The organism is Enterobacter sp. C6 (assembly GCF_008122455.1).
Lineage (GTDB): Bacteria > Pseudomonadota > Gammaproteobacteria > Enterobacterales > Enterobacteriaceae > Enterobacter > Enterobacter pseudoroggenkampii.
In genome coordinates this window covers 1-12444 of sequence record NZ_QPFW01000216.1, presented here as the reverse complement: position 1 = coordinate 12444, position 12444 = coordinate 1, and the positions used below count along the sequence as shown (strand labels likewise).

General features: G+C 56.4%; 10 protein-coding genes. All 10 read left to right on the top strand.

The features are described from left to right. The first annotated feature begins 1 nt into the window (after position 1). Entirely contained in the window at positions 2-2326 is a 2325-nt protein-coding gene (gene pbpC / locus DOU50_RS11365; RefSeq protein ID WP_148769401.1) for a peptidoglycan glycosyltransferase PbpC, read from the top strand. Positions 2327-2482: 156 nt separating this feature from the next. After that, entirely contained in the window at positions 2483-2914 is a 432-nt protein-coding gene (gene ndk / locus DOU50_RS11360) for a nucleoside-diphosphate kinase (protein ID WP_003860625.1), read from the top strand. A gap of 169 nt (positions 2915-3083) precedes the next feature. Next, the gene (locus DOU50_RS11355; protein ID WP_014171168.1) at positions 3084-4250 is read left to right on the top strand and encodes a bifunctional tRNA (adenosine(37)-C2)-methyltransferase TrmG/ribosomal RNA large subunit methyltransferase RlmN; all 1167 of its coding nucleotides are present in this window, start codon (positions 3084-3086) and stop codon (positions 4248-4250) included. Between the two features lie 293 nt (positions 4251-4543). Then, positions 4544-5557: a cytoskeleton protein RodZ gene (rodZ, locus tag DOU50_RS11350; RefSeq protein WP_048991328.1), complete on the top strand. Its 1014-nt coding sequence runs from the start codon at positions 4544-4546 to the stop codon at positions 5555-5557. Between the two features lie 26 nt (positions 5558-5583). After that, positions 5584-6702, top strand: coding sequence for a flavodoxin-dependent (E)-4-hydroxy-3-methylbut-2-enyl-diphosphate synthase (ispG, locus tag DOU50_RS11345; RefSeq protein WP_023308814.1), 1119 nt, complete (start codon positions 5584-5586; stop codon positions 6700-6702). A gap of 80 nt (positions 6703-6782) precedes the next feature. Continuing rightward, positions 6783-8057: a histidine--tRNA ligase gene (hisS, locus tag DOU50_RS11340; RefSeq protein WP_023333028.1), complete on the top strand. Its 1275-nt coding sequence runs from the start codon at positions 6783-6785 to the stop codon at positions 8055-8057. Positions 8058-8070: 13 nt separating this feature from the next. Further along, on the top strand, positions 8071-8691 hold the full coding sequence (locus DOU50_RS11335) for a YfgM family protein (RefSeq protein WP_148769400.1): 621 nt from the start codon (positions 8071-8073) through the stop codon (positions 8689-8691). A gap of 10 nt (positions 8692-8701) precedes the next feature. Continuing rightward, entirely contained in the window at positions 8702-9880 is a 1179-nt protein-coding gene (bamB, locus tag DOU50_RS11330; RefSeq protein ID WP_148769399.1) for an outer membrane protein assembly factor BamB, read from the top strand. A 112-nt stretch (positions 9881-9992) separates the two neighbouring features. Next, a complete protein-coding gene (gene der / locus DOU50_RS11325) occupies positions 9993-11468 on the top strand; it encodes a ribosome biogenesis GTPase Der (protein WP_024908655.1) in 1476 nt (491 codons plus the stop codon). A gap of 301 nt (positions 11469-11769) precedes the next feature. Beyond that, positions 11770-12444: peptide MFS transporter (locus DOU50_RS11320; protein ID WP_148769398.1), on the top strand; the 675-nt coding region annotated here is incomplete at its 3' end.

Below are 12444 nucleotides of genomic sequence, written 5' to 3'. Positions count from 1 at the left end.
TATGCGAATGGCACGTTTGACACGCTCCCGCTGGCTGTGGCTGGCGGGAGCGCTTCTCGTTTTATGGGGGCTGATTGTCGCCGCCGACCGCCTGTGGCCGTTACCGCTGAAAGAGGTTAACCCCGCCCGGGTGGTGGTGGATGAGAAGGGCACGCCGCTGTGGCGCTTTGCGGACAGCGACGGGATCTGGCGCTACCCGGTTACGATCGAAGAGGTCTCTCCCCGTTATCTTGAGGCGCTGATCCAGTACGAAGATCGCTGGTTCTGGGATCACCCCGGCGTAAACCCGCTCTCTGTCCTGCGCGCCGCCTGGCAGGATCTCAGTTCTGGCAAAGTCGTCTCTGGCGGCAGTACGCTGACCATGCAGGTGGCACGCCTGCTGGACCCGCATCCGCGTACTTTTGGCGGCAAAATTCGTCAGCTCTGGCGGGCGATGCAGCTGGAGTGGCACCTCTCTAAACGCGACATCCTGACGCTCTATCTCAACCGCGCGCCGTTTGGCGGTACGCTGCAGGGCGTGGGTGCGGCAAGCTGGACGTATCTGGGCAAGCCGCCGTCGCAGCTCAGCTATTCCGACGCGGCGCTGCTGGCGGTGCTGCCGCAGGCACCGAGTCGTTTACGCCCGGATCGCTGGCCTGAACGGGCCGAAGCGGCGCGCAATAAAGTGCTCGACCGCATGGCGACGCAGGGCGTCTGGTCCGCGAAGCAGGTCAAAGAATCACGGGAAGAATCAGTATGGCTGGCGCCCCGGCAGATGCCGCAGCTAGCGCCGCTTTTTGCACGCATGATGCTCGGTAAAAGTCGCGACATGAAAATTGTCACCACGCTGGATGCCGGGCTACAGCGGCAGCTGGAAGAGCTGGCGATGAACTGGAAATCCCGCCTGCCGGCACGCAGCTCGCTGGCGATGATCGTGGTCGATCATACCGATATGAAAGTGCGCGGCTGGGTCGGATCGGTGGATATTAACGATGACAGTCGTTTTAGCCACGTGGATATGGTCAATGCGATCCGCTCCCCGGGATCGGTGTTGAAGCCCTTTATCTACGGTATGGCGCTGGACGATGGCCTGATCCATCCCGCCTCGCTGCTTCAGGACGTTCCCAGAAAAACCAGTGATTATCGCCCAGGGAATTTTGACAGCGGGTTCCACGGGCCGGTCAGCATGAGTGAAGCGCTGGTGCGCTCCCTCAACCTGCCCGCGGTTCAGGTGCTGGAAGCCTACGGACCAAAACGATTTGCCGGTATGCTCAGTAACGCGGGTTTGCCGCTGATCCTGCCCGCGGGGGCACAGCCGAATCTCTCCCTGATCCTCGGTGGGGCAGGCGCGCGGCTGGCAGATATCGCCGCTGCCTACAGTGCCTTTGCCCGACACGGTAAGGCGGGACGGCTGCGCCTGCAGCCGGGCGATCCGCTGACTGAACGTCCGCTGTTATCACCGGGCTCGGCGTGGATTATTCGCCGTATTCTGGCCAATGAAGCGCAGCCGCTACCGGATAATGCGCTACCGCAGGTTGCGCCCCTGGCGTGGAAAACCGGCACCAGCTACGGCTACCGTGATGCCTGGGCCATTGGTCTGAATGCCCGCTACGTGATTGGCATCTGGACCGGACGACCGGACGGCACGCCGGTGGCGGGGCAGTTTGGTTTCGCCAGCGCGGTTCCGCTATTAAACCAGGTCAATAACCTGCTTCAGTCGCGCTCAACGGTAGACGAAGCCCGCCTGCCTCGCGATCCGCGTCCGGAGAGTGTCGGGCGGGGCGTGATCTGCTGGCCGGGTGGCCAACCGCTGCCGGAAGGCAGTGAAAACTGTCGACGTCGCCTGTCGACCTGGCTGCTGGAAGGCAGTGAACCGCCCACGCTGCTGTTGCCGGAGCAGGAAGGCATACGCGGCATTCGTTTCCCGGTCTGGCTGGATAAAACGGGTAAACGTGTGGCGGCAGATTGCCCTGATGCAACTGAAAAAGTCCTGGATGTCTGGCCGCTACCGCTGGAACCGTGGCTGCCCGCAACCGAGCGTCGCGCGGTACGGATCCCGCCTTCATCAACAACCTGTCCTCCGCTGTCGCAGGACTCACCTGCGCCACTCATCCTGACAGGCGTACGCGAAGGGGCCGTTATCAAACGTCTGCCGGGTGAATCCCGCGTTTCGCTGCCGCTTCAGGCGACCGGCAACAGCGGTGAGCGCTGGTGGTTTTTGAACGGTGAACCGCTGAGTGTGAAGGGAAGGGTTTACACATTACAGCTTGATAAGTCGGGTGATTATCAGTTACTCGTTATGGATGAGACCGGGCAGGTCGCGACGGTGAATTTTACGTTGCAGTGATCTGAAAACAGCTTTCAGATGTGAGCTGTTGCTAAAACTCGTCTTATTTTAAAAAAATGTTACCTGAATCCATAGGCAATGGCGCTATTGCTCATTATAATCCGCGCCACACCATACTCAGGTATGCAAAACAACAGAACATTGACAGAGGTTATCATGGCTATTGAACGTACTTTTTCCATCATCAAACCAAACGCGGTGGCAAAAAACGTTATTGGCAGCATCTTCGCTCGCTTTGAATCTGCAGGGTTCAAAATTGTTGGCACCAAAATGCTGCACCTGACCGTTGAGCAGGCTCGCGGCTTCTACGCTGAGCACGAAGGTCGCCCATTCTTTGACGGCCTGGTGGAGTTCATGACCTCCGGTCCAATCGTGGTATCCGTACTGGAAGGCGAAAACGCAGTACAGCGTCACCGCGATCTGCTGGGTGCAACCAACCCGGACAACGCGCTGGCCGGTACTCTGCGCGCTGACTATGCGGACAGCTTCACCGAGAACGGCACCCACGGTTCTGACTCTGTTGAATCTGCTGCACGCGAAATCGCTTTCTTCTTCGCAGAAGGCGAAGTGTGTCCACGTACCCGTTAATTTAACGGTTTCGTTTACACATTATTTTCGTAAATGCCGCGTCCAGACGTGGCATCCCTGCGCCAGACTTTGTACAATGCAACGCCCCGGACGAGCAGACCGCTTTCCGGGGCGTTTCTATTCAACCCTCCATGGGCCATAACGTGTAACAACGAGGCCGGAAAATATTATGTCTGAACTAGTGAATACCTCCGAAGTCGCCATTCCTGCGGTTCCCAATAAAAATGGAAAAATCAACCTGCTGGATCTGAACCGTCAGCAGATGCGCGAGTTCTTTAAAGAGATGGGCGAAAAGCCGTTTCGTGCCGATCAGGTCATGAAGTGGATGTACCATTACTGCAGCGACAATTTTGATGACATGACTGACATCAACAAGGTCCTGCGCAACAAGCTCAAAGAAGTGGCTGAAATCCGCGCACCGGAAGTGGTGGAAGAGCAGCGCTCCGCAGATGGCACCATCAAATGGGCGATTGCGGTCGGCGATCAGCGCGTTGAAACTGTCTACATCCCGGAAGAAGACCGCGCCACGCTGTGCGTCTCCTCTCAGGTTGGCTGTGCGCTGGAGTGCAAATTCTGCTCAACCGCGCAGCAAGGCTTTAACCGTAACCTGCGCGTGTCAGAAATTATCGGTCAGGTCTGGCGTGCCGCGAAAATCGTGGGCGCGGCAAAAGTGACCGGCACGCGTCCTATCACCAACGTGGTGATGATGGGGATGGGTGAGCCGCTGCTGAACCTGACCAACGTCGTTCCGGCGATGGAAATCATGCTGGATGACTTTGGCTTTGGTCTGTCCAAGCGTCGCGTCACGCTGTCTACCTCAGGCGTTGTGCCTGCGCTGGACAAGCTTGGCGACATGATTGACGTTGCGCTGGCGATCTCCCTGCACGCGCCAAACGATGAAATTCGTGACGAAATTGTGCCGATCAACAAAAAGTACAATATCGAAACCTTCCTCGCTGCCGTACGTCGCTACCTGGAGAAATCCAACGCCAACCAGGGCCGCGTGACCATCGAGTACGTGATGCTGGATCACGTCAACGACGGCACCGAACATGCGCATCAGCTGGCTGAACTGCTGAAAGATACGCCGTGCAAAATCAACCTGATCCCATGGAACCCGTTCCCGGGCGCGCCGTATGGCCGTAGCTCGAACAGCCGTATCGACCGTTTCTCCAAGGTGCTGATGGAGTATGGTTTCACCACCATCGTGCGTAAAACCCGTGGTGACGACATTGATGCCGCATGCGGACAGCTGGCAGGTGATGTCATTGACCGTACTAAACGTACCCTGCGTAAACGCATGCAGGGCGAGACGATCGCGGTTAAAGCTGTTTGATTATTATGCACTCGCGGCGCATTATCTGCGCCGTGAAGCATAACCTTACTGAATAATCAGTCAGATTCGTGATGACTGATCAATAATTACGGTGCGTTTCATTCGACTTTCGGGCAGTATGTAACGACGTAACAACAGTTTAGCCGTACGGGCAGGGCTGTACTGTCATCTCCGGGCTGACAGTCTTATACTCTCTGTTCAAGGTTAACTGACCAGAAGTTTCGCGGTGCGGGTGGCATTGTGACTCACCGGCGCCTGAACCCTTATTTTTCACGTACCAGTAGTTGTAGCGAATGAATACTGAAGCCACTCACGACCAACATGAAGCACTCTCCACTGGCGTTCGTCTTCGCAACGCCCGTGAACAACTCGGACTCAGCCAGCAAGCCGTTGCGGAACGCTTGTGCCTGAAGGTTTCCACGGTTCGCGATATTGAAGAAGATAAGGCGCCTGCCGATCTGGCTTCAACGTTCTTGCGCGGTTATATCCGCTCTTACGCAAAACTGGTGCACATCCCCGAAAACGAATTACTGCCAATGATGGAGAAGCAGGCGCCGGTCCGTGCAGCAAAAGTTGCGCCGATGCAGACCTTCTCCCTGGGGAAACGTCGTAAAAAACGTGATGGCTGGCTGATGAGCTTTACCTGGCTGGTGCTGTTTGTGGTCATCGGTCTGACCGGTGCATGGTGGTGGCAAAACCACAAGGCGCAGCAGGAAGAGATCACCACCATGGCCGATCAATCCTCCGCCGAACTCAACCAGGCCGGAAGTGAGAACGGCCAGAGCGTGCCGCTGAATACCGACGGCGCAGCGTCCTCCAGCGAGCCACAGACCGCAGTGCCAGACGCGTCGGCGACCGGTGCAGCACAGACCCCGGCAGCAACGGCTAACACCGCTGCGCCGCAGGCTCAGGATCAAAACGCGGTTGTTGCCCCTTCTCAGGCTAATGTTGATACGGCGGCGAACGCGCCTGCGGCTACCCAGCCTGCAGACAATAGCGCAGCGACTCTGCCAACCAGCCCGGCGGGTACGGCGACAGCAGCCGATCCCAACGCGCTGGTGATGAACTTCAGCGCCGACTGCTGGCTGGAAGTAACTGACGCGACAGGTAAAAAACTGTTCAGCGGCCTGCAGCGCAAAGATGGCACGTTAAACCTAACCGGCCAGGCTCCTTATAAACTTAAAATCGGCGCTCCGGCAGCGGTACAGATCCAGTATCAAGGAAAACCTGTCGACCTGAGCCGCTTTATCAGAACTAACCAGGTTGCACGTCTTACCGTTAATGCCGAACAATCAGCAGCACAGTAACAGACGGGCAACGCGGGAGATTTTTCATGCATAACCAGGCTCCGATTCAACGTAGAAAATCGAAACGGATTTACGTTGGGAATGTGCCAATCGGCGATGGGGCACCTATCGCCGTTCAGTCGATGACCAACACGCGCACCACCGATGTGGAAGCGACGGTCAATCAAATCAAAGCATTAGAACGTGTAGGCGCGGACATTGTTCGCGTCTCCGTCCCAACCATGGATGCCGCTGAGGCGTTCAAACTGATCAAACAGCAGGTCAGCGTTCCGCTGGTGGCTGATATCCACTTCGACTACCGCATCGCACTGAAAGTGGCCGAATACGGCGTCGATTGCCTGCGTATTAACCCGGGCAACATCGGTAACGAAGAGCGTATCCGCATGGTCGTGGACTGCGCCCGGGATAAAAATATTCCTATCCGTATTGGCGTTAACGCCGGTTCCCTGGAAAAAGATCTGCAGGAAAAATATGGTGAGCCTACGCCGCAGGCGCTGCTCGAATCCGCGATGCGCCACGTTGATCATCTCGATCGTCTCAACTTCGATCAGTTCAAAGTCAGCGTAAAAGCGTCCGATGTGTTCCTTGCCGTAGAATCTTACCGCCTGCTGGCAAAGCAGATCGACCAGCCTCTGCACCTCGGGATCACCGAAGCGGGTGGCCTGCGCAGCGGTTCGGTAAAATCCGCGATCGGTCTGGGGCTGCTGCTCTCTGAAGGGATCGGTGACACCCTGCGCGTCTCGCTGGCGGCCGATCCGGTCGAAGAGATCAAGGTCGGTTTCGATATTCTGAAGTCACTGCGTATTCGCGCGCGTGGGATCAACTTCATTGCCTGCCCAACCTGTTCACGCCAGGAGTTCGATGTGATCGGGACGGTGAATGCCCTTGAGCAACGTCTGGAAGACATTATCACCCCGATGGACGTCTCCATCATCGGCTGTGTGGTAAACGGTCCGGGTGAAGCGCTGGTGTCCACTCTGGGCGTAACCGGCGGTAACAAGAAAAGTGGTCTCTATGAAGATGGCGTTCGTAAAGATCGTCTGGATAATAGCGACATGATCGACCAGCTTGAAGCCCGCATCCGCGCCAAAGCCGCCATGATGGACGAAACACAGCGTATCAGCGTTCAGCAGGTTGAAAAATAACGTGATGGGAAGCGTGCCGCTTCCCATGTATGATTGAACCCATTCTTTGGGTTTTTTTTGTATATAGAAAGAGAATAAACGTGGCAAAAAACATTCAAGCCATCCGCGGCATGAACGATTATCTGCCTGGCGAAACCGCCATCTGGCAGCGCATTGAAGGCACACTGAAGCAGGTGCTCGGCAGCTACGGTTACAGCGAAATCCGTTTGCCGATTGTAGAGCAGACCCCGTTATTCAAACGCGCGATTGGTGAAGTCACCGACGTGGTTGAAAAAGAGATGTACACCTTTGAGGACCGCAACGGCGACAGCCTGACCCTGCGTCCGGAAGGTACGGCGGGCTGCGTACGCGCCGGCATCGAACATGGTCTTCTGTACAATCAGGAGCAGCGCCTGTGGTATATCGGCCCGATGTTCCGCCACGAACGTCCTCAGAAAGGTCGTTATCGCCAGTTCAATCAGCTGGGTGTGGAAGTCTTTGGTCTGCAGGGCCCGGACATCGACGCCGAACTGATTATGCTGACCGCCCGCTGGTGGCGTGCGCTCGGTATCGCCGATCACGTTTCCCTTGAGCTGAACTCTATCGGTTCTCTGGAAGCTCGCGCTAACTACCGAGATGCGCTGGTTGCGTTCCTGGAACAGCATAAAGAGAAGCTGGACGAAGACTGCAAACGTCGCATGTACAGCAACCCGCTACGCGTTCTGGATTCCAAAAACGCGGATGTTCAGGCCCTGCTGAACGATGCGCCTGCGCTGGGCGACTACCTGGATGAAGAATCTCGCGAACACTTCGCGGGCCTGTGCAAGCTGCTTGAAGCGGCAGGCATCGCCTATACCGTGAACCAGCGCCTGGTGCGCGGTCTGGACTACTACAACCGTACCGTGTTTGAGTGGGTGACCAGCAGCCTCGGCTCTCAGGGCACCGTATGCGCGGGCGGCCGTTATGACGGTCTGGTTGAGCAACTTGGTGGTCGCGCAGCGCCTGCTGTGGGCTTTGCTATGGGCCTTGAGCGACTTGTTTTGCTGGTTCAGGCAGTTAATCCGGAATTTAAAGCAGAATCCGTTGTCGATATATACCTGGTGGCCTCAGGCGCGGAAACGCAGTCTGCGGCGATGCAGCTTGCCGAACGCGTGCGCGATGCGCTGCCGGGCGTTAAGCTGATGACCAACCATGGCGGCGGCAACTTCAAAAAACAGTTTGCTCGTGCCGATAAGTGGGGCGCAAGTATTGCACTGGTGCTGGGCGAGTCCGAAGTGGCTAACGGCGAAGTGGTGGTGAAGGACCTGCGCTCTGGTGAGCAGACAACGGTAACGCAGGACGGCGTTGCGGCGCACTTGCGCACTCTATTGGGCTAAGGAGAAGGACTGCGTGGAAATTTACGAGAACGAACACGATCAGGTCGACGCGATTAAACGCTTCTTTGTTGAAAACGGCAAAGCGCTGGTTGTTGGGGTTATTTTAGGTGTCGGTGTGCTGGTGGGCTGGCGTTACTGGAACAATCATCAGGCAGATTCCGCGCGCGGCGCGTCCCTGTCCTATGAAAATACCGTTAGCGCAATTCGTGCCGATCAGCCGCAAACGCTGACGGCGGCAGAGAAATTTGCGGCTGACAACAAAAACACCTACGGTGCACTGGCTGCGCTGGAAGTGGCTCAGCAGTACGTTGATAAGAACGAACTGGATAAAGCCGCTGCTCAGCTCTCTCAGAGCCTTGCTGCGGCCAGCGATGATAACCTGAAAGCGGTGATCAATCTGCGCCTGGCACGTATTCAGGTTCAGCAGAAGAAAGCTGACGATGCGCTGAAAACGCTCGATACCATCAAAGGCGAAGGCTTTGCTGCCATTGTTGCCGATCTGCGCGGTGAAGCACTGCTGAGCAAAGGTGACAAAGCGGGCGCGCGTAAAGCGTGGCAAGCTGGCGTAGAGAGCAATGCTTCACCTGCGCTGAGCGAAATGATGCAGATGAAAATAAATAATTTGTCCGTCTGAGAGGGACCCGATGCAATTGCGTAAATTACTTCTGCCAGGACTGCTTTCTGTTACGTTATTGAGTGGTTGTTCACTGTTCAGTGGCGAAGAAGACGTTGTGAAAATGTCCCCACTGCCGACGGTTGAAAACCAGTTTACCCCATCCACCGCGTGGGATGTCTCCGTGGGCAGTGGGATTGGTGATTTCTATTCCAACCTTCATCCGGCCTATGCAGACAGCGTTGTCTATGCCGCTGACCGCAAAGGTACCGTGAAAGCGGTGAACGCCGATGACGGAAAAGAAGTGTGGTCCGTTAACCTGGCGGAAAAAGAAGGCTGGTTCTCCCGTAAGCCTGCACTGCTGTCTGGCGGCCTGACCGTTGCCGGTGGCCACGTCTACGTGGGCAGCGAAAAAGCGCAGGTTTATGCCCTGAACAGCAGCGACGGCTCCATTGCCTGGCAAACGACCGTGGCGGGGGAATCCCTGTCTCGTCCGGTGGTGAGCGACGGCCTGGTGCTGATTCATACCAGCAACGGCCAGCTGCAGGCGCTGAACGAAGCGGACGGCCTGGTGAAATGGACCGTTAACCTGGATATGCCAGCGCTCTCTCTGCGCGGCGAATCCGCTCCGGCTACCGCATTTGGCGCTGCCATTGTGGGCGGTGACAACGGTCGCGTGAGCGCAGTGCTGATGCAGCAGGGCCAGATGATCTGGCAGCAGCGTATCTCTCAGGCCACTGGCTCAACGGAAATTGACCGTCTGAGCGACGTAGACACAACGCCGGTCATCGTTAACGGTGTGGTTTACGCGCTGGCCTATAACGGCAACCTGACCGCGCTGGATCTGCGCAGCGGCCAGATCATGTGGAAACGTGAGCTGGGCTCTGTGAACGATTTCATCGTTGAGGGTAACCGTATCTATATGGTTGACCAGAACGACCGTCTGCTGGCTCTGAGCACCGAAGGCGGCGTAACGCTGTGGACGCAAAGCGACCTGCTGCACCGTCTGCTGACCTCGCCAGCGCTGTACAACGGTAGCCTGGTTGTGGGCGACAGCGAAGGGTATATGCACTGGATCGATCCGGATAACGGCCGCTTTGTTGCACAGCAAAAAGTCGACAGCTCTGGTTTCCTGACCGATCCAGTTGTGGCCGACGGCAAACTGCTGATTCAGGCAAAAGACGGCACGCTGTACGCGATCACGCGTTAATTACCCGGCGGTTGTAGTATACTAAACGGCTCCTGTTCACTCAGGAGCCGTTTTGACATTTTTAAAAACGCCGCGAAAGCGACGTTATTTTGAATTTTATGAGGCTTCAAACATGGTACCTGTGGTCGCGCTTGTCGGGCGCCCTAACGTTGGAAAATCCACTCTTTTTAACCGTTTAACACGCACCCGTGATGCGCTGGTTGCGGATTTCCCGGGGCTGACGCGTGACCGTAAGTACGGTCGTGCAGAGGTGGAAGGACGCGAGTTCATCTGTATTGATACCGGTGGTATTGACGGCACAGAAGACGGCGTTGAAACCCGCATGGCGGAGCAGTCGCTGCTGGCGATTGAAGAAGCGGATGTGGTGCTGTTTATGGTGGATGCTCGCGCTGGCCTGATGCCGGCGGATTCCGCTATCGCTAAGCACCTGCGTTCACGCGAAAAACCGACCTTCCTGGTGGCGAACAAAACCGACGGCATCGATGCCGATCAGGCCATCGCGGATTTCTGGTCTCTGGGCCTGGGTGAAATCTACCCGATTGCTGCATCGCATGGCCGTGGCGTCACCAGCCTGCTGGAAACCGTTCTGCTGCCGTGGGTTGACGAAGTGAACCCGCCGGAAGAGGTGGACGAAGACGCTGAATACTGGGCGCAGTTTGAAGACGGAGAAGAGGGCGAAGAAGAAGAGCCTGAAGACGACTTCAACCCACAGGATCTGCCGATCAAGCTGGCAATCGTGGGCCGTCCAAACGTAGGTAAGTCTACACTTACTAACCGTATTCTGGGCGAAGAGCGCGTGGTCGTTTACGACATGCCGGGCACCACCCGCGACAGTATCTACATTCCTATGCAGCGCGATGAGCGTGAATATGTCCTCATCGACACCGCCGGGGTGCGTAAGCGCGGGAAAATCACCGATGTGGTGGAAAAATTCTCCGTTATCAAAACCCTGCAGGCGATCGAAGATGCCAACGTCGTGCTGCTCGTCATCGACGCACGCGAAGGGATCTCCGATCAGGACCTCTCTCTGCTCGGCTTTATCCTCAATAGTGGGCGCTCACTGGTTATCGTGGTCAACAAGTGGGATGGCCTGAGCAACGAGGTTCGTGAGCAGGTGAAAGAGACCCTAGACTTCCGTCTGGGCTTTATCGACTTTGCCCGCGTGCACTTCATCTCTGCGCTGCACGGCAGCGGCGTGGGTAACCTGTTCGAATCCGTGCGCGAAGCTTACGACAGTTCCACCCGTCGTCAGAGCACCGCCATGCTGACGCGCATCATGAACATGGCTGCAGAAGACCATCAGCCGCCGCTGGTGCGCGGCCGTCGCGTGAAGCTGAAATATGCCCACGCCGGTGGTTATAACCCGCCAATCGTGGTGATCCACGGCAACCAGGTGAAAGACCTGCCGGATTCCTACAAGCGCTACCTGATGAACTACTTCCGTAAATCGCTGGACGTGATGGGCACGCCTATCCGTATCCAGTTCAAGGAAGGGGAAAACCCGTTCGCCAACAAGCGCAACACCCTGACGCCAAACCAGATGCGTAAGCGTAAGCGCTTGATAAAGCACATTAAGAAAAGCAAATAAGCTTTGCCGCTCTCATGAAAGCCCGCGATTATCGCGGGCTTTTTTTTTGCCGAATCATACCGCCGGTTTTCTCAGTGTGAAGTCAATCACTATTCACTTTTAACCATGTTTAAATCTAAGAAAGTAGACAATCGTCGAATTTTCATCTTAAAGTCCAGGGTCCGGTACTAGACAAAACTAGCGCCTGGTTATCAAATGGTTAACTAACTTTTCGCCGCACGTAAAAAATCGGCCAGATACGTAACTGGCCGGCGTACCTGCTGGTGTTTACAAGCACGACGACATACCTTTCGGGAGAATTATGCAATCCACTATTAATCAAAAAGAGAGCCGAACGTTCTTCGGCCATCCGTATCCGCTCGGTTCCCTGTTCTTCACCGAGATGTGGGAGCGTTTCTCGTTTTACGGCATTCGTCCGTTACTGATCCTGTTTATGGCCGCCACCGTCTATGACGGCGGGATGGGCCTGGCGCGTGAAAACGCCTCGGCGATTGTCGGCATCTTTGCCGGTACCATGTACCTGGCCGCGCTGCCGGGCGGCTGGCTGGCGGATAACTGGCTCGGTCAGCAGAGAGCCGTCTGGTACGGTTCGATCCTTATTGCGCTCGGTCACCTGTCGATTGCGCTCTCGGCGGTGATGGGCAACAACCTGTTCTTTATCGGCCTGATGTTCATCGTGCTCGGCTCCGGGCTGTTCAAGACCTGTATTTCAGTGATGGTCGGTACCCTGTATAAAAAAGGCGACGCGCGTCGCGACGGCGGCTTCTCGCTGTTCTATATGGGTATCAACATGGGCTCGTTCATCGCGCCGCTGATTTCCGGCTGGCTGATTAAAACCCACGGCTGGCACTGGGGCTTTGGCATTGGCGGTATCGGGATGCTGGTGGCGCTGATTATCTTCCGCGTGTTTGCCGTTCCGGCCATGAAACGCTATGACGGCGAAGTTGGCCTCGACTCAACCTGGAACAGCCCGGTG